This window comes from Bradyrhizobium sp. ORS 111, assembly GCF_045571485.1.
Lineage (GTDB): Bacteria > Pseudomonadota > Alphaproteobacteria > Rhizobiales > Xanthobacteraceae > Bradyrhizobium.
Genome location: NZ_CP120701.1, coordinates 1 through 18,309 on the forward strand (window position 1 = coordinate 1; position 18,309 = coordinate 18,309).

Here is an 18,309-nt window from a genome sequence, read left to right on the forward strand (position 1 = left end):
ATGACAAACACGGAACAGGAACGCTGGTCGCGGGTGAAGGGGCGGTTGCGGACGAGCGTCGGCGAGGACGTCTATACGAGCTGGTTCGCGCGAATGGACCTGGAAGGCGTCCAGGAAGAGAGCGTGCACCTGTCGGTTCCGACCCGGTTCCTGAAGAGCTGGATTCAGGCGCACTACGCCGATCGCGTGCTGACCTGCTGGCAGGCCGAGATGCCCGAAGTGCATCGCATCGACCTCACCGTGCGCTCTGCGATCCGCGCCGCGGCGCCGGTCAAGGAGACGGTGGCGCCGGTCGAAGTGCGCCGTGTCGAACGCTCCGACGGCCGCCCCTCGCCCGAACTGCGCTCGGTTGCGACCGCGCCGGTGTCCGCAAACCATGACGCGCTCGGCGGCTCGCCGCTCGATCCGCGCCTGACCTTCGCAAGCTTCGTCGTCGGCCGCTCGAACACGCTGGCACACGCCGCCGCGCGGCAGGTCGCGGAGGGCCGCCGCGGCGATCCCGTGATGTTCAACCCGCTCTACATCCACGCCGGCGTCGGCCTCGGCAAAACCCATCTCTTGCAGGCGGTGACATGGGCCGGCAACTCGGGCAGCGAGCGCAAGGTGCTGTATCTCACCGCCGAGAAATTCATGTACGGCTTCGTCGCCGCCCTGAAGACGCAGACGGCGCTGGCCTTCAAGGAGGCGCTGCGCGGCATCGACGTGCTGGTGATCGACGACCTGCAATTCCTGCAGGGCAAGTCGACCCAGGCCGAGTTCTGTCACACGTTGAACGCGCTGATCGATGCCGGCCGCCAGGTGGTGATCGCGGCCGACCGTCCGCCGTCGGATCTCGAAAGCCTTGACGACCGCGTGCGCTCTCGGCTCGCCGGCGGCCTGGTGGTCGAGATGGCTTCGCTTGGCGAGGAGCTGCGCCTCGGCATTCTGAAGTCGCGCGTCGCGGCGGCCCGCGTGCACCATGCCAGCTTTGACGTGCCGGACGAAGTGCTCGACTATCTGGCGCGCACCATCACCCATAACGGTCGCGACCTCGAAGGCGCGATCAACCGCCTGCTGGCGCACTCCAAGCTCAATAACCAGCCGGTGACGCTGGAGATGGCCGAGCGGGAGGTGCGCGACCTGATCCGCCCGCAGGAACCGAAGCGGATCAAGATCGAGGACATCCAGCGCGTGGTCGCCCGGCAATACAATGTCAGCCGCTCCGACCTCCTGTCGTCCCGCCGCACCGCCAATGTGGTGCGTCCGCGCCAGGTCGCGATGTATCTGGCGAAGACGCTGACCCTGCGCTCGCTTCCCGAGATCGGCCGGCGCTTCGGCGGCCGCGATCACACCACGGTGCTGCACGCCGTGCGCAAGATCGAGGCACTGGTGGCCAAGGATACGGCGCTCTCCGAAGAGGTCGAATCGCTGAAGCGCCAGTTGCAGGAATAGGCCTGCGTCCGGAGCCTCGCCCTCCCGTCTCGCAGCGGCAGGCGAGGCTTTTGTGGCCCAAAACGTGGGGAACGGCCGCCGTTTCCCTTGCGTCGGCCCGCCATCCGCGCCACCTTGCGGTCCCCCCGTGGGTTTGATCAAATCCGATATTGATCCGGCTTTTCGGGTTTCCAATGCCGCGGTGCTGCCGTAAACGGCCGCCCGGCTTTTCCATCTGAGGGATCTGGCGGGTATTGCAATGAAGGTCACCGTCGAGCGCGCGCAACTCCTGAAATCGCTGGGTCACGTTCATCGCGTGGTCGAGCGCCGCAACACCATCCCGATCCTCGGCAACGTGCTGATCCGCGCCGAGGGCGCCAAGTTGTCCCTAAAGGCGACCGACCTCGATCTCGAAGTGACGGAAACGCTGGCCGCCGAGACCGGAACCGCCGGCTCGACCACCGTGCCCGCGCACATGTTCTACGACATTGTCCGCAAGCTGCCCGACGGCTCGCAGATCGTGCTGGAGGCCGACGGCGACCGCTCGGTGCTGGCGGTGCGCGCCGGGCGCTCGCGCTTCACGTTGCAGACGCTGCCCGAAAGCGATTTCCCCGATCTCGCCGCCGGCGACATGACGCACTCGTTCTCGCTGCCGGCCTCCGACATCAAGCGCCTGATCGACCGCACCCAGTTTGCGATCTCGACCGAGGAGACCCGCTACTACCTCAACGGCATTTATCTGCACTCGGCCGGCAGCGCCAAGGCCGCGACCCTGCGCGGCGTCGCCACCGATGGCCACCGTCTGGCGCAGATCGACCTCGCGCTGCCCAACGGCGCGGCCGGCATGCCCGGCGTCATCGTGCCCCGCAAGACCGTGGGCGAAGTGCAGCGGCTGATCGAGGACGGCGAGGCCGAGATCTCAATCCAACTGTCGCAGGGCAAGATCCGCTTCTCGCTCGGCAATGTGGTGCTGACCTCGAAGCTGATCGACGGCACCTTCCCGGACTACGGCCGCGTCATTCCGCAGAACAACGACAAGGAACTCGTCGTCGACAAGAAGGATTTCGAGGCCGCCGTCGACCGCGTCTCGACCATCTCCAGCGAGCGCGGTCGCGCGGTGAAGCTCGCGCTCTCTGCCGGCAAGCTGGTGCTCTCGGTCACTAACCCGGACTCCGGCAGTGCGACCGAAGAGCTCGAGGTTGAATACGCCTCCGACGCACTCGATATCGGCTTCAACTCGCGCTATCTGCTCGACATCGCCGCCCAGATCGAGGGCGAGGTGGCGGTGCTGAAGCTCGCCGACCCCGGCTCGCCGACCCTGGTGCAGGACCGCGACAACAAGGGCGCGCTCTACGTGCTGATGCCGATGCGGGTGTGATTCATCTCTCGTCGAGCGCAACTGCGCCCTCTCCCCTTGTGGGAGAGGGTGGCGCCGAAGGCGCCGGGTGAGGGGTTCGTGCCGCAGCCTCCGAGCCATCGAAAGACTGACGAGCGCCTCCGCGCTTTCGCGAGGAAGATGCGCCGCGAGCCGACGGACGCAGAAGCGAAGATGTGGCGGTTGCTTCGCGACCGGCGCTTGTCCCATCTGAAATTTCGCCGACAAATCCCGTTCGGGAACCACATTCTGGACTTTGCCTGCTTCGATAAGCGCCTCGTCATCGAGATCGACGGAAGTCAGCACGCTGCATCTGAAGGCGATGCAGTCCGCTCGATAGCCCTCGCAGCCGAAGGTTTTCGCGTTCTTCGCTACTGGAACAATGACGTCTTGCAAACGCCCGGCGCCGTATTGGAGGACATTCTCGCAAAGCTTGCCGAGCTGTGAGATACCCCTCACCCGTCGCCTTACTTCGTGAGGCGCCACCCTCTCCCACAAGGGGAGAGGGGAAGGAAGACCGATCTTCGACACATGACCCCGTCTCGCATTCATCGCCTGTCGCTGACGCATTTCCGCAATTACCGGGCGGCGACGCTGGCTGCGCGGGGCGACATGGTGGTGCTGGTCGGGCCGAACGGCGCCGGCAAGACCAATTGCCTGGAAGCGATCTCGCTCCTGTCGCCGGGCCGCGGCCTGCGCCGCGCCACGCTGGAGGACATCGCCGACAACCAGGGCAACGGCTCCTGGGCGGTGTCGGCGGAGGTCGAGGGCGCGCTTGGGCTCGCCACGCTCGGCACCGGGATCGATGCACCTGGCGGCGACGGCAGCTCCACCAGCCGGCGCTGCCGGATCGATCGCGAGCCGGTGAGTTCCGCGACCGCTTTCGGCGATCATCTGCGCATCGTGTGGCTGACACCGGCGATGGACGGCCTGTTCATGGGCGCGGCGTCCGAACGCCGGCGCTTCTTCGATCGCCTGGTGCTCGCGATCGATTCCGAACATTCCAGCCGTGTCTCGGCGCTGGAGCGCTCGCTGCGCTCGCGCAACCGGCTGCTCGAGGTGCGCAACTACGACGACCATTGGTGTGATGCGATCGAACGCGAGACCGCCGAACTTGCGGTCGCGGTTGCCGCATCGCGCGGCCAGACCGCGGCGAAGCTCGCCGTGATGTTGCGCGAGCGCGGGGCGGCGTCGAGCTTTCCCTCGGCCGAGATCGCGCTCGACGGCTGGATGGAGAATGCGCTGCTGCAGGAGCCTGCGACCGCGGTGGAGGACCGCTACCGCGAGATGCTGCGTGCCAACCGCCCGCGCGACGCCGCCGCCGGACGCACGCTCGACGGCCCGCATCTGACCGATCTGCAGGTGGTCTACGCGCCAAAGAACATGCCGGCGCGCGACGCCTCGACCGGCGAGCAGAAGGCGCTCTTGATCGGGCTGGTACTGGCGCACGCGACGATGGTCGCGGAGATGACCGGCATCGTGCCGTTGCTGCTGCTCGACGAGGTCGTCGCGCATCTCGATCCCAACCGGCGCAAGGCGCTGTTCGACGAGCTCGCCAAGCTCGGCGCGCAGGTCTGGATGACCGGCGCCGATCCGTTGGCGTTCGTCGACATCGGCCCGACCGGCGAGATCTTCGACGTCGAATCCGGCCGCGCCACCCGCCGCGGCTGACGCCTCGAATCGCCCTTCGCGGAGCACCGAAATCCGCCTCCGAATCGGGCTTTTCAGAGCCTTCGGAATCGGCTCTGAACGGGCTTGAAAGAGCATCAAAAAATCCTATTTATTCAGTAACTTGCAGATGGAGACTTTGCGCTAGGCGCAATGCTTCTTTCATGGCACAAATAGCGTAATCAGCGCCCCACATTGCGCCGCTGATTCGGGACATTCCTCGAAGGCCTCACATGACAGAACCTGCCCGGCAGACCCCTGCCGAATCTGAGCATCCCATTTCCGTCGAATACGGTGCGGAATCGATCCGGGTGCTGAAGGGGCTCGATGCCGTACGCAAGCGGCCCGGCATGTATATCGGCGACACCGATGACGGGTCCGGCCTGCATCACATGGTTTACGAGGTCGTCGACAACGCGATCGACGAGGCGCTGGCGGGCCATGCCAGCCGCGTCCTGGTCACCCTCAACGCCGACAATTCGGTGACCGTGTACGACGATGGCCGCGGCATCCCGGTCGACATCCACAAGGGCGAAGGCGTCTCGGCGGCCGAGGTCATCATGACCCAGCTCCATGCCGGCGGAAAGTTCGACCAAAATTCCTACAAGGTCTCCGGCGGTCTGCACGGCGTCGGTGTCTCCGTCGTCAACGCGCTGTCCAGCAAGCTCGCGCTGCGGATCTGGCGCGACGGCAAGGAACATTACATCGAGTTCGCCCACGGCGATGCCGTCGCACCGCTCCGCGTGGTCGGCGAAGCACCGGGCAAACGCGGCACCGAAGTCACATTCCTCGCCTCGGTCGAGACCTTCAAGAACATCGAATATGATTTCGCGACGCTCGAGCATCGCCTGCGCGAGCTCGCCTTCCTCAACTCCGGCGTCAACATCGTGCTCTCCGACATGCGCCACGCGGTCGAGAAGCGCGAGGAGATGCATTATTCGGGGGGCGTCGAGGAATTCGTCAAATACCTCGACCGCAACAAGAAGGCGATCGTGCCGGCGCCGATCATGGTGCGCTCGGAAGCCAACGGCATCGGTGTCGAGGCGGCGCTGTGGTGGAACGACAGCTACCACGAGAACGTGCTGTGCTTCACCAACAACATCCCGCAGCGTGACGGCGGCACCCATCTGGCCGGCTTCCGCGGCGCGCTGACGCGCCAGGTCAACGGCTATGCCGACGCCAATGCGAAGAAGGAAAAGATCGCGCTGACCGGCGACGATTGCCGCGAAGGCCTCACCGCGGTGCTGTCGGTGAAGGTGCCCGATCCGAAGTTCTCCTCGCAGACCAAGGACAAGCTGGTGTCCTCGGAGGTGCGACCGGTGGTCGAGAACGTCCTGAACGAGGCGCTCGCGGCCTGGTTCGAGGAGAATCCGAAGGAAGCCAAGGAAATCGTCGGCAAGGTGATCCAGGCCGCCGCCGCGCGCGAGGCCGCCCGCAAGGCGCGCGAATTGACGCGCAAGAGCCCGCTCAGTGTCTCCTCGCTGCCCGGCAAGCTCGCCGACTGCCAGGAAAAGGATCCGGCGAAATCCGAACTGTTCATCGTCGAGGGCGACTCGGCCGGCGGCAGCGCGAAGCAGGGCCGCAACCGCGAGTTCCAGGCGGTGCTGCCGCTGCGCGGCAAGATTCTCAATGTCGAGCGCGTCCGCCCCGACAAGATGCTGTCGAGCGAACAGATCGGCACGCTGATCACTGCGCTCGGCACCGGCATCAGCGACGATTTCTCGATCGACAAGCTGCGCTATCACAAGATTATCGTGATGACCGACGCCGACGTCGACGGCGCCCACATCCGCACGCTGCTGTTGACCTTCTTCTACCGGCAGATGCGCGACATCATCGACGGCGGCTATCTCTATATCGCGCAGCCGCCGCTCTATAAGGTCTCGCGCGGCAAGTCCGAGCAATACCTAAAGGACGAGCGTGCACTCGAGGACTATCTGATCTCGACCGGGCTCGACGAATGCGTGTTCAAGCCGGCCTCCGGTGACGACCGCTCTGGCCGCGACCTGTTGTCGCTGATTGAAGACGCTCGCGTCATCCGCTCGGTGCTGCGCAATCTGCATAGCCGATACAATCGCGCGGTGATCGAGCAAGCCGCAATCGCTGGCGTGCTGAACCCGAAGATCACCCGCGATATCGAGACCGCCAAATCGGCCGCCGACTACATCGCCAAGCGGCTGGACGCATTGGCTGAAGAAGTCGAGCGCGGCTGGATCGGTGACTTCATCGAAGGTCAGGGTTTCCAATTCGAGCGCACGATACGCGGCGTCAAGGAAGTGGCGATCATCGACGCCGCGTTCCTTGGCTCGGCGGATGCGCGAAAGCTCGACGAATATGCCAAGGAGCTGCAAGAGATTTATGTGCGTGCGGGCAAGCTCCGCCGCAAGGATACCGAGCAAGCCATCCACGGCCCGGTCGACCTGTTCGAGGCCGTGACCGACGCTGCGCGCAAGGGCGTGACGCTGCAACGCTATAAAGGTCTCGGCGAGATGAACCCGGACCAGCTCTGGGAAACCACGCTCGACGTCGAGGCGCGTTCGCTGCTGCAGGTGAAGGTCAAGGAGGTCGACGAGGCCGACGATATCTTCACCAAACTGATGGGCGACGTGGTAGAACCGCGCCGCGAGTTCATCCAGGACAATTCGCTCAGCGCCAACATCGACATCTGAGGGAGCCTGTTTCCGCGTGCCGCCAATTCAATACATTGTAGAGGGCGGCCGCCGGCTCTCCGGCACCATCGAGCCGTCCGGCAACAAGAACTCCGCGCTGCCGATCATCGCCGCGGCGCTGCTCACCGAGCACCCGGTCACGCTGACCAACGTTCCGCGGATCCGCGACACCGAAACGCTGGTCGAGCTGTGCCGGTCGGTTGGCGCCGCGGCCGAATGGACCGACCGCAATACGCTCCATATTCACGCCAAGGAGATCCGCGCCGCCGACCTCGATCCGGAGCTGTGCGCGAGCATCCGCGCCTCGATCCTGCTTGCAGGTCCCTTGCTCGCCCGCTGCGGCGAAGTGGCATTGCCGCCGCCGGGCGGCGACGTGATCGGCCGGCGACGTCTCGACACACATTTCCTCGCCTTCGAGCAGCTCGGCGCCTCCGTCACCGCGACGCACCGGCTCGAGTTCCGCGCCTCGCGCCTGAAGGGCGCCGATGTGTTCCTCGACGAACCCAGCGTCACTGCCACGGAGAACGCGCTGGTGGCCGCCGTGGCCGCCCGCGGCACCACCTATCTGCGCAACGCGGCCTCCGAGCCGCATGTGCAGGACCTCGCGCACTTCCTGGTCGCGCTTGGCGCCAAGATCGAGGGCATCGGCACCAACACCATCATCGTGCACGGGCCGGCGACGCTCGGCAGCGCCACCTACGCGATCCAGCCCGACCATATCGAGGTCGGATCGCTGATCGGGCTCGCCGCGGTGACGCGATCGCCGCTGCGGATCGCGCGCGCCGGCGTCGAGCATCTGCGCTCGATCCGGATGGGCTTCGAGCGGCTCGGCATCGTCTGCGGCGTCGAGGGCGACGATCTCATCGTGCCGTCCGGCCAGACCATGAAGATCCACGACGATTTCGGCGGTCATGTGCCGAAGCTCGAGGACCAGCCCTGGCCGGCGTTCCCGGCGGACCTGATGTCGATCGCGATCGTCACCGCGACCCAGTGCGACGGTGTCATCCTGATGCACGAGAAGATGTTCGAATCCCGAATGTTCTTCGTCGACATGCTGATCGCGATGGGTGGACGGATCGTGCTGTGCGACCCGCATCGCGCAATTGTCGCGGGTCCGAGCCGGCTGCGCGGCGCCCCGATCACTTCGCCCGACATCCGCGCTGGCATGGCGATGCTGCTCGCCGCGATCTGCGCCGAGGGGACATCGACCATCAACAACGCCGTCCAGATCGAGCGCGGCTATGAGCGGATCGAGGAGCGGCTGAACGCGCTCGGCGCCCGGATCAAGCGGATTCCCGCGCGATCGTGACCTGCTGCGGCAGCCTGGCCATCCTTTTGGCCCGCTTGCCGTGCTATGCGTTCCGCCATGACCTGCATCGACAAGATCGAACCGGTCGCGCCGCACGCGGCCGTCGCCGTCTCCAGGGCGGCACTTGCCGTCCCGCGCAACCCGCTTGCGGCCGAGTTCTCGGAAACGCTCAAGCTGGCGGTGCCGCTTGCGCTGACGCAGCTCGGCCAGATCGCGATGATGTCGACCGATCTCGCCTTCATCGGACGTCTGGGCAGCGAGGCCGTGGCGGCCGCCGCGCTGGCGCACACCGTGTTCTTTGTCAGCTTTACCTTCGGCATGGGGCTGGTCTCGGCGGTGTCCCCGCTGGCGGCGCAGGCGTTCGGGGCGCGTGATCCGCATGTGATGCGGCGCGCGCTGCGCGTCGGCATGTGGGCGGCGCTGTTCATGGCGCTGCCTCTGATGTTTCTGCCCTTCCACGGCGAGAGCATCCTGCTCGCGCTCGGCCAGGCGCCGGCGGCCGCGCATCTGGCCCAACAATATCTGTTCGGGCTCGCCTGGGGCATCCTGCCGGCGCTGTGGTTCATCGCGCTGCGCGGCTTCATGAGCGCGGTGAACCGGCCCGAGCCGGTGCTGTGGATCACACTGGCCGCGATCCCGGCCAACGCGCTGCTGGTCTACCTGTTGCTCTACGGCAAATGGGGCATGCCCGAATTCGGCCTGTTCGGCGCCGGGCTGGCCACGACCACCGTCAACCTCGGCATGTTCCTCGCCGGCGTGTGGTTCGCCGTGCGCCGCCGGCCGTTCCGGAAATACCATGTGTTCAGCCGCGTCTGGCGGATCGACTGGCCGCTGATGGGCAAGCTGGTGGCGATCGGCACCCCGATCTCGCTGTCGTTCCTGCTGGAATACGGCATGTTCGGCGCCGCCGGCCTCCTGATGGGGCTGATCAGCACCACGGCGCTTGCGGCACACCAGATCGCGCTGCAGATCGCCGCGATCCTGTTCATGGTCCCGTTCGGCGTCGGCATGGCGGCAACGGTGCGGGTCGGCCATGCGGTCGGCCGTCGCGATCCGGACGGATTGCGCCGCGCCGGCTATGTCGCGGTCGCGCTCAGCGGGACCTTCATGAGCGTCATGACGCTCGCGGTGATCCTGGCGCGCTTCGAAATCGCGACGATCTTTCTCGGCGAGGCCACCGACGCCACCGCCCAGCTCACCGCGATGCTGCTTCTGATCGGCGCGACCTTCTTCATCGCCGACGGCGTCCAGACCACCACCGCCGGTGCGCTGCGCGGCATGAACGATACCCAGGTGCCGCTCCTGTTCGCCACCGTCAGCTACTGGCTGGTCGGGTTCGCGTCGGCCTATGCCCTCGCCTTCTGGACCAAGCTCGGCGCTGCCGGCGTCTGGATCGGGCTCTCGCTCGGGACCGCTGTCTATGCGACCCTCCTGATCTTGCGTTTCCGCCTGCTGGCACGCAGACTGCTCAAATGAAAGTCGCCGAGGTCACGCCGAACGTGGACTCCGCCGCGCTGCTCGCGGGCGCGCAATTCATCGACGCGTTCCGGATCGCGACCACGCATCCTGATCTGGATGCGCGGCGCGCGGCCGAGGCGATGGTGACGCGGCACCCACGCTGGATCGAGCTGCTGATTGCTCTGCGCAACATCCTGGTCGCACCGCTTGGCCTGAAGACGTCGGGTGCGGCAGATGGCGTGGCACGGGACATGATCGGAATATTCCCGGTCGTGAGCGAGACGCCGGACCGGCTGGTCGCCGGGTTCAACGACAAGCACCTCGATTTCCGGCTCGTCGTCGACGTCGCAGCGGCAGGGGCTGCACGCAGCGTCACGGCAACCACGCTGGTGCTCACCCACAATTGGCTCGGGCGCACCTATCTCGCGGTGATCATGCCGTTCCACCGCCTGATCGTGCCGGCGATGTTGCGCAAGATCGGAACCTAACTCGAGACATCCCTCGGCCTCTGCTTCTCGTTCGGTTGGTGTCGACCTCCCGGCCTGGCGCCTGGAGGGCAAGGGCCTCACTTGCCGCGAGCCATGACACGCCGTCATTGCGCGATTCTCTCCTGGGTGTCCTCGCTTACGCACCAATTGCCATGGCAGCGCTTGAGGTCGGTCAGATTCTGTCGCATCTGCTCCAGCGAGAAGCCGAGCGCGAAAAACCGCTCCACGACGTCGACCGGCAGGCCGCGGATCATGCCATCCCGGCGCAGCGCGGCGACTGCGGCGCTGTAGGCCTGTAGCGCAGCCTCGACCGCCGCCATGTCGGCCGAGCCGCGGCCGGCGCGCAAGGAGGTCGCGACCGCTTTCATGTAGCTGACGATCGCGTCGCTCACATCCGCCAAGGGCCGCGCCAGCCGCGCCTGGATTTCCGCCGGTAGCGGCACAACGCTGGCGCGCCCGATCATCACGACGTCGTGCCGCAGCCGCTGCATCGTCCGTAGCAGCGGCCCGGTCTCCGGGCCCGACGACAGATGCATCGTGCGCTCGCGCTCGGCCTCCAGGCCGGTCGCCTGCAGATTGGTCACCGCAACGCCGATTCCGTCCTGGATCCGGTGCAATGCGTCATTGTCGAGACCGCGCGTCAAGCCTGCGAGCAGTTCGGCGAACGCCGCCGCGAGCAGCTCCAGCAGCTTCGATGCATTGACCCGGATCTGGCTCACCGCGCGCGACGGCAGCACCAGGAACGACACCGCAAGCCCGGTCAGCGCTCCGACCGTGACCTCGACGACGCGGTCGATCGCGGAGTCCAGCGGGTTAGATTGGTGCATGGTGGGAAGCAACAGCACGATCACGGCCGTTACCGTCGCCGAGTTCAGGCTCGGATTGAGAGAGGCGATGAAGGCGAGCGGCACGATCGCGAGCACCAGCAGCGCCAGCAGGCTGCCCTCGCCGCTATGGGGAATCAGCACCGCGATCGCGCCGCCATAGATGGCGCCGCCGATGGTGCCGAGCATGTAGTCGCGCGTCGCCTTCAGCGAGCGGCCGACACTCATCTGGGTGACGATCAGCGAGGTCAGCACCGCCCACAACGGCAGCAGGAGATGCAATGCAGCCGCGATCGCATAGGCCGCCACCCCGGCGGCCGCGATCCGCACCGCCAGCGCCAATTGCGTCTTGCGGGCCCAAAGCCGGTCGAACATGCGTTTTGCGAAGGTCCTCATGCACGGCGATCCGGAATCAATCCCAACGTTCGTGTTAAGTGACTTCGAGCATGGCTGCTGCCCTGGGGCTGCGAGGCGGCTTGAAAGGCCTGTTGGCCCCGCCTACCCTTGCGCCGCAAGATTGAGGAAACACGATGGCCCACGAAACCGCAACGCTCGCCGCCTATGTCGCCGACCTGAAATATTCCGACATCCCCGCGGAGGTGCTGGAGCGCGCCAAGGTGCTGACGCTGGATTTCCTGGGCAGCACCATCCGTGCCCGCCGCGATGCGGAATCGACGCCGTCGCTGATGAAGATGCTGGAAGCGCTGGCGCTCGACGGCAAGGGCGAGGCCACCGTGTTCGGCGACTCCAAGACCTGGACCCCGGCGGTCGCAGCGTTGCTCAACGGTGCGCTCGGCCATTCGCTCGACTTCGATGACACCCATGCCGATTCCTCGCTGCATCCGAGCGCGCCGGTGGTCCCGGCGGCATTCGCGGTCGGCGAGATGGTCGGCGCCTCCGGCCGCGACGTGCTGACCGCGATCGTCGCGGGCTATGAGGTGTGCTGCCGGCTCGGCAACGCACTCGACCCGACCTCGCATTATGCCAAGGGGTTTCACCCGACCGCGACCGCCGGCACCTATGGCGCTGCGGCGGCGGCCGCCAAGCTGTTTGGCCTGTCGAAGGAGCAGATCGTCTCGGCGTTCGGCGTGTCCGGCAGCCAGGCCGCGGGCTCGCTCCAGTTCCTGGTCAACGGTGCCTGGAACAAGCGCTACCAGGTCGGCGCCGCCGCGATGAACGGCGTGATCGCCGCGACGCTGGCGCGCAACGACTTCATCGGCTCGACCGACTCGGTCGAGGGCAAGCACGGCCTTTTGGTCGGCTACAGCGACAACGCCCATCCGGACAAGGCGGTCGCCGGCCTCGGCCGTACCTACGAGACCATGAAGATCGGCGTGAAGCCCTATCCGAGCTGCCGCTACACCCATGCCGCGATCGACGCGCTGATCGCGATGCGGCGCGAGCACAATCTGACGCCGGACCAGGTCAGGAAGGTCGAGATCGGCCTGCACCGCAACGGCATCACCCTGACCGGTGACGCCGCCACCAAGCGGCACCCGACCTCGATCGTCGGCGGCCAGTTCTCGATGTTCTTCACCGGGGCCATTGCGCTCGACCAGGGCAGCTTCGGCTGGGACGACTACGACCGGCTCGGCGACAAGGCGATCGACGCGCTCGCCGACAAGTTCGCCGTGGTGCAGGACGACCGCCTCGAGATCGGCCGCACCCACCCGTTCGGCGCCCGCGTCTCGATCACCACCGACGACGGCATCCATGAGCGCCTCTACGCCGATCCGTCCGGCGAGCCGACCTCGTTCCCCGACGCGCAGGCGATGCAGCAGAAGTTTTTGACGCTGGCCCGCCCGGTGCTCGACAAGCGCGCCGAGCAGCTCGCCGACGCGATCCTGACGCTGGAGCGGTTCGACCGCGTCGAGACGGCGACGCAGTTGGGAAGGCAGTAAGCGCAGCGACAGCCTCTCCGGTGTCGTCACCCGCGAAGGCGGGTGACCCAGTATTCCAGACCACGTTCGTGCTCGAACCGAGAGGGCGCGGCGTACTGGGTCGCCCGGTCAAGCCGGGCGATGACAAATGTGGTGAGGACACAGCTTCGCATTCCCGCGACACGACTTGTCCGAGTCTTGCATTTCGTTCCGCCCTCAACCCAACACTCGTGACGATCGCGAAGCGCCCCTCAACGCTACCCGCGGCGCCAGTGTTCGCGTGTCGTCACCCAGATATCGACGATCTCGTCTTCGAGCTCGCCCGGCCCCGCGTTCACGGCTCCAAGCCGCCGCGCCACGGCCTGCGAGGCCACGTTGACCGGATCGATGCAATGGATGATGCGGTCGATCGTGAAACTGGCGAACACCCAGTCGATCGCGGCGCGCGCCGCCTCCACGGCATAGCCCTGGCCGCGATACTCCCTGGCGATGCCCCAGCCGACCTCGAAGCCGGGCCAGCCCGGTGGATAGTAAGGGCCGACGCGGCCGATGTAGCGGGCGGAGGACTTTTCCTCGACCGCGAACATGCCGAAGCCGTGCAGCGCCCAGTGCCCGGCAATCACGGCCGCGTTGCGCCAGCCATTGGTTTCCGTCGTCACCGGCTTGTGGTTCGGTGTGATGAAGCGCGCCGTTTCGGGATCGGACAACATCCGCGTGTTCGCCGCGATGTCGGACGCGCGCCACGGCCGCAGGATCAGGCGCGCGGTCTCGATCACGGGACCATCGACCTGCAACAGCTTCACACCGGGCTTGAACAGGGAAACCATCGCTCACCCCAGTTTCCAACATTGCTCTCGCCGATATCGCACGTGACAAGCAAATAGACCATCGTGACCGCGCCGCGATCGGCGCGACGCGGCGATCAAATCCTGTTACGATCGCCGCACCAGAGAAGGAGTTTTTCCATGAGCTGGCTTCCCGACCTCGACCCTGTGCTCGGCGATCCCAAGACCTGCGACGCGCTGGATCTCGTCATCGTGCCGCGCACCCGCGATCTCGGCGACGGCTTTGCCGTGCGCCGCGCGTTGCCGCACGGCAAGCGACAGATGGTCGGGCCCTTCATCTTCTTCGATCATTTCGGGCCGGTGCAGTACCTCGCCGGCAAGGGCATGGACGTGCGGCCGCATCCGCATATCGGGCTCGCCACCGTCACCTACCTGTTCGACGGCAGCATCATGCATCGCGACAGCGAGGGCAATGTTCAGGAGATCCAACCCGGTGCGATGAACCTGATGACCGCCGGCCGCGGCATCGCGCATTCCGAGCGCACGCCGGACGTGCAGCGCCGCGACGGCCAGAAGATGCTGGGGCTGCAGAGCTGGATCGCGCTGCCAGAGGCTAAGGAGGAGATCGCGCCCTCGTTCCAGCATTATGCCGCCGGCGATCTGCCGATGATCTCGGAGCGCGACTTCAACGCGCGCATCATCGCCGGCTCGGCCTTCGGCATCACTTCGCCGGTCAGCATGGTCTCGCCGTGGTTCTACACCGAGGTGACGGCGAAGGCCGGCACATCGGTGCCGCTCGATCCCGATCATGAGGAGCGCGCGATCTACCTCGTCGACGGCGAGGTCGAGATCGCGAACGAGCGCTACGAGGGGCCGCGACTGCTGATCTTCCGGCCCGGCGACCGCATCACCGTGAAGACGCGGCAGCCGACCCGCATGATGTTTTTGGGCGGCGATGCGCTCGAAGGCCCACGCCACATCTGGTGGAATTTCGTTTCCTCCTCGAAGGAGCGGATCGAGCAGGCCAAACAGGACTGGAAAACCGGCCGCTTCGCGCCGGTTCCGCAGGAACACGAGTTCATTCCGCTGCCGGAGTGAGTTATCTCCTGAGGTCATCCCCACGCCCGCGCGATGCGCGGGCGTGCTGCCTCCAAGAAGACCACGCCCAGAAAGTTCACGCCCATGACCGCGATGCTCTCCAGCGATTTGCCCCTGCCCCGGATCGGCCGCGGCAAGGTACGCGATATCTATGCCGTCGGCGACGACCGCGTGCTGCTGCTCACCACCGACCGCATCTCGGCGTTCGACGTGGTGATGGCGGAGACGATCCCGATGAAAGGCGCGGTGCTGACCCAGATCAGCGCCTGGTGGTTCCGGCAGCTCGAAGGCACCGTGCCGCATCACATGATCAGCGCCGACGCCGACGAGATCATCGGCGCGGTGCCCGCGCTGAAGAACCACCGCGCCGACATCCTCGGCCGCGCGATGCTGTGCAAGCGGACGACCGTGTTTCCGATCGAATGCGTGATCCGCGGCTACATCTCCGGCTCGGCCTGGAAGGAATACGCCGCGCACGGCACGCTCGCCGGCGAGAAGCTGCCCGCCGGCCTGGTCGAAAGCCAGAAGCTCGAGCCTGCGATCTTCAGCCCGGCGACGAAGGCCGAGGCCGGCCATGACGAGAACATCACCGTGGCGAAGGTGCGCGAGATCGTGGGGAGCGAGGTTGCGGCGACGCTGGAGAAGATGGCGCGCGACGTCTACGGCTACGGCGAAGCGACCAGCCGCGCCCGCGGCATCATCATCGCGGATACCAAATTCGAGTTCGGCCGCGACAAGGACGGCCGCGTCATCCTGATCGACGAGGTGATGACGCCGGACTCCTCGCGCTTCTGGGCGGTCGATGCCTACAAGCCGGGCCAGCCGCAGCCGAGCTTCGACAAACAGCCGCTGCGCGACTATCTCGACGCCGAGCGCAAGGCCGGCCGCTGGAACGGCGACGCCCCCGCGCCGCCGCTGCCTGCAAGCGTGGTCGACGCCACCAGCAAGCGCTATCTCGAAGCTTACAAGCGCGTGACGGGGAGCGAGCTGAAGGTTTAGGTGATTGCGGGGACGGTCCACAGGACCGAACCTCAGGTGCGCAATTGCGCACCTGAGTTAGATGCTGCGATGACGTCAGGCCGGCATGCTGCCGACTTGTGCTTCAGACGCCGGCCATCATCACGTATTTGATCTCGACATACTCTTCCATGCCGTGACGTGAGCCTTCGCGGCCGAGGCCGCTTTCCTTGACGCCGCCGAAGGGGGCGACTTCGGTGGTGATCAGGCCGGAGTTGACGCCGACCATGCCGGACTCCAGCGCCTCGGCGACACGCCAGACGCGGCCGATGTCGCGCGAATAGAAGTAGGAGGCGAGGCCGAACGGCGAGGCGTTGCACATCGCGATCACGTCGGCCTCGTCCTTGAAGCGGATCACCGGCGCGAGCGGCCCGAAGGTTTCCTCACGCGCCACCAGCGCGTCCGGCTTCACGCCCGACAGCACAGTCGGCTCGAAGAAGCTGCGGCCGAGCGCGGCGCGCTTGCCGCCGGTCACGATGGTGGCGCCGCCCTTCACCGCGTCCGCGATGTGCCGCTCGACCTTCTCGACCGCTTCCATGTTGATGAGCGGCCCCTGCACCACGCCGGCCTCCGTGCCGTCGCCGATCTTCATCTCGGCGACCTTCTTCGACAACTTCTGCACGAACTCGTCGTAGATCTTGTCCTGCGCGTAGAGCCGGTTGGCGCAGACGCAGGTCTGGCCCATGTTGCGGTACTTGGAAACGATCGCGCCCTCGACGGCGGCGTCGATATCGGCATCGTCGAACACCACGAAGGGCGCGTTGCCGCCGAGCTCGAGGCCGAGCTTCTTCACGCCGACCGACGCCTGCCGGTAGAGGATCTTGCCGACTTCGGTCGAGCCGGTGAAGCCGACGAAGCGCACCGCCGGATGCTCGCACAGCACCTTGCCGATCGGCGGCGCGTCACCGGTGATGATGTTGAATACGCCCTTCGGCACGCCGGCCTTCTCGGCCAGCGCGGCAAGCGCGAGCGCGGACAGCGGCGTCTCGTTGGCGGGCTTCAGCACCACCGTGCAGCCCGCGGCCAGCGCCGGCGACACCTTGCGCGTGATCATCGAGTTCGGGAAATTCCACGGTGTGATCGCGCCGCAAACACCGATCGGCTGCCGGATCGCCAGCAAGCGGGCGTCCGGACGCTGCGTCGGGATCGTCTCGCCATAGACGCGGCGCGCCTCCTCGGCGAAGAATTCGACATAGGCCGCGCCGATATCGACCTCACCAAGAGCTTCGGCCAGCGGCTTGCCCTGCTCGGAGGTCAGGATCAACGCGAGATCCTCGCGATTGGCGACGATCAGGTCGAACCACTTGCGCAAGATATTGGAGCGCTGCTTGGCGGTTAGCTTGGCCCAGGCCGGAAATGCGCGCTCGGCGGCCTCGACCGCCTTGGTCGCGTCGGCCGCGCTGAGCTGCGGAATCTTGATCAGTTCCGCGCCGGTGGCGGGATTGTTGACCGCAAACTCCGGCGCACCGACCCAGGCGCCATCGATATAGCAGCGGTCGCGCAGCAGCGATGGGTCCTTCAGCCGGTCGCGAAGGGATGCTGCGGATTGCGAAGCGCGTGCGGCAACGGGCGGGGTCATGGCGTTACTCCTCAAGGTCCTGGAGGGTCAATGTCCGGAGGGGATTCGCCGCTTATATAGGCCGAAATGCACCGCAATGCATTGTCCACGACGCGGCTCTGCTTACGCGCAAATGCGGTGCTGAGTTCGCGCTCATTTGCGGCTGTTGCTCGTCATTCCGGGATGGTCCGAAGGACCAGACCTCAGATGCGCGATTGCGCCCCGGGAATCTCGAGATTCCGGGTTCGCATCTCTGATGCGCCCCCGGAATGACAACTCGTGGGCAGCTCACGCCGCGCCGCTCATATAGGTCTCACGACGGCCGATCATGCGCTGGGCGGCAGCCTTGGCATCCGCCTTGGTCGAGGTTGCGCAGGTGCGATATTCGAGATCGGCCTGCGCCTTGGTATCGCGCCGACCAAACCAGGATTTCGAGCCGGTCTGCAACAGCGCCAACGCCTGCGCGACATTGTCGACCGCCTCGAACGAGTGCAGTGCACCGGTCGCTGCGTAGCGGACTTCATAAAGGCCGGGGCTGATCGGCGCCTCGATATTCTCGCCGCGGCCGGGCCGCGGATACCGCTTCCATTCACTCCACGTCGAAATCATTATCGCGTCCCCGCAAACTTGAAAATCACGACCATTTTTCCTCAAATCAACGATACGGCTCGCGCTGTTTGTACAGCGATGTGAATGCGTTAATGCAAAAAATCGGACAGGGAAATCTGCCTCGCGATCACGTTGCCGTGGGGCCCGCTCCGACCGGCCGC

The 18,309-nt window shown here is 66.0% G+C and carries 15 protein-coding genes; 11 read left to right on the forward strand and 4 right to left on the reverse strand.

What is annotated here, in order from left to right:
• The 8 genes from dnaA (at position 1) to P6U30_RS00040 (ending at position 10,377) form a co-directional block, all read left to right on the forward strand.
• Positions 1 to 1,431: a chromosomal replication initiator protein DnaA gene (gene dnaA, locus P6U30_RS00005; protein ID WP_407167564.1), complete on the forward strand. Its 1,431-nt coding sequence runs from the start codon at positions 1 to 3 to the stop codon at positions 1,429 to 1,431.
• Positions 1,432 to 1,669: 238 nt separating this feature from the next.
• Entirely contained in the window at positions 1,670 to 2,788 is a 1,119-nt protein-coding gene (gene dnaN, locus P6U30_RS00010; RefSeq protein ID WP_407167565.1) for a DNA polymerase III subunit beta, read from the forward strand.
• Positions 2,789 to 2,866: 78 nt separating this feature from the next.
• Positions 2,867 to 3,232: an endonuclease domain-containing protein gene (locus tag P6U30_RS00015; RefSeq protein ID WP_407170640.1), complete on the forward strand. Its 366-nt coding sequence runs from the start codon at positions 2,867 to 2,869 to the stop codon at positions 3,230 to 3,232.
• 84 nt (positions 3,233 to 3,316) lie between these two features.
• The gene (recF, locus tag P6U30_RS00020; protein ID WP_407167566.1) at positions 3,317 to 4,456 is read left to right on the forward strand and encodes a DNA replication/repair protein RecF; all 1,140 of its coding nucleotides are present in this window, start codon (positions 3,317 to 3,319) and stop codon (positions 4,454 to 4,456) included.
• 230 nt (positions 4,457 to 4,686) lie between these two features.
• Positions 4,687 to 7,122 carry a DNA topoisomerase (ATP-hydrolyzing) subunit B gene (gyrB, locus tag P6U30_RS00025; RefSeq protein ID WP_407149407.1) on the forward strand — a complete coding sequence of 812 codons (2,436 nt, stop codon included), beginning with the start codon at positions 4,687 to 4,689 and terminating at the stop codon, positions 7,120 to 7,122.
• Positions 7,123 to 7,138: 16 nt separating this feature from the next.
• A complete protein-coding gene (murA, locus tag P6U30_RS00030) occupies positions 7,139 to 8,431 on the forward strand; it encodes a UDP-N-acetylglucosamine 1-carboxyvinyltransferase (RefSeq protein WP_407149408.1) in 1,293 nt (430 codons plus the stop codon).
• Positions 8,432 to 8,488: 57 nt separating this feature from the next.
• The gene (locus tag P6U30_RS00035; RefSeq protein WP_407167567.1) at positions 8,489 to 9,907 is read left to right on the forward strand and encodes an MATE family efflux transporter; all 1,419 of its coding nucleotides are present in this window, start codon (positions 8,489 to 8,491) and stop codon (positions 9,905 to 9,907) included.
• On the forward strand, positions 9,904 to 10,377 hold the full coding sequence (locus P6U30_RS00040) for a DUF2867 domain-containing protein (RefSeq protein ID WP_407167568.1): 474 nt from the start codon (positions 9,904 to 9,906) through the stop codon (positions 10,375 to 10,377). The genes P6U30_RS00035 and P6U30_RS00040 overlap by 4 nt, the downstream gene beginning before the upstream one ends.
• A gap of 104 nt (positions 10,378 to 10,481) precedes the next feature.
• On the opposite strand, the gene P6U30_RS00045 is transcribed toward P6U30_RS00040, so the two are convergent.
• The gene (locus P6U30_RS00045; RefSeq protein ID WP_407167570.1) at positions 10,482 to 11,597 is read right to left on the reverse strand and encodes an FUSC family protein; all 1,116 of its coding nucleotides are present in this window, start codon (positions 11,595 to 11,597) and stop codon (positions 10,482 to 10,484) included.
• Between the two features lie 134 nt (positions 11,598 to 11,731).
• Between P6U30_RS00045 and P6U30_RS00050 the strand changes: the two genes are divergently transcribed.
• Positions 11,732 to 13,102, forward strand: coding sequence for an MmgE/PrpD family protein (locus tag P6U30_RS00050; RefSeq protein ID WP_407167571.1), 1,371 nt, complete (start codon positions 11,732 to 11,734; stop codon positions 13,100 to 13,102).
• Between the two features lie 236 nt (positions 13,103 to 13,338).
• On the opposite strand, the gene P6U30_RS00055 is transcribed toward P6U30_RS00050, so the two are convergent.
• Positions 13,339 to 13,908, reverse strand: coding sequence for a GNAT family N-acetyltransferase (locus P6U30_RS00055; protein WP_407167572.1), 570 nt, complete (start codon positions 13,906 to 13,908; stop codon positions 13,339 to 13,341).
• Between the two features lie 138 nt (positions 13,909 to 14,046).
• Between P6U30_RS00055 and P6U30_RS00060 the strand changes: the two genes are divergently transcribed.
• Together P6U30_RS00060 and P6U30_RS00065 are read left to right on the forward strand one after the other, a co-directional pair.
• Positions 14,047 to 14,964: a pirin family protein gene (locus P6U30_RS00060; protein ID WP_407167573.1), complete on the forward strand. Its 918-nt coding sequence runs from the start codon at positions 14,047 to 14,049 to the stop codon at positions 14,962 to 14,964.
• 84 nt (positions 14,965 to 15,048) lie between these two features.
• Positions 15,049 to 15,963 (forward strand): phosphoribosylaminoimidazolesuccinocarboxamide synthase, encoded by a 915-nt coding sequence (locus tag P6U30_RS00065; RefSeq protein ID WP_407167574.1) that lies wholly within the window; start codon positions 15,049 to 15,051, stop codon positions 15,961 to 15,963.
• 103 nt (positions 15,964 to 16,066) lie between these two features.
• On the opposite strand, the gene P6U30_RS00070 is transcribed toward P6U30_RS00065, so the two are convergent.
• A complete protein-coding gene (locus tag P6U30_RS00070) occupies positions 16,067 to 17,560 on the reverse strand; it encodes an NAD-dependent succinate-semialdehyde dehydrogenase (protein WP_407167575.1) in 1,494 nt (497 codons plus the stop codon).
• A 267-nt stretch (positions 17,561 to 17,827) separates the two neighbouring features.
• Positions 17,828 to 18,148, reverse strand: coding sequence for a hypothetical protein (locus P6U30_RS00075; protein ID WP_407167576.1), 321 nt, complete (start codon positions 18,146 to 18,148; stop codon positions 17,828 to 17,830).
• Positions 18,149 to 18,309 lie beyond the last annotated feature (161 nt).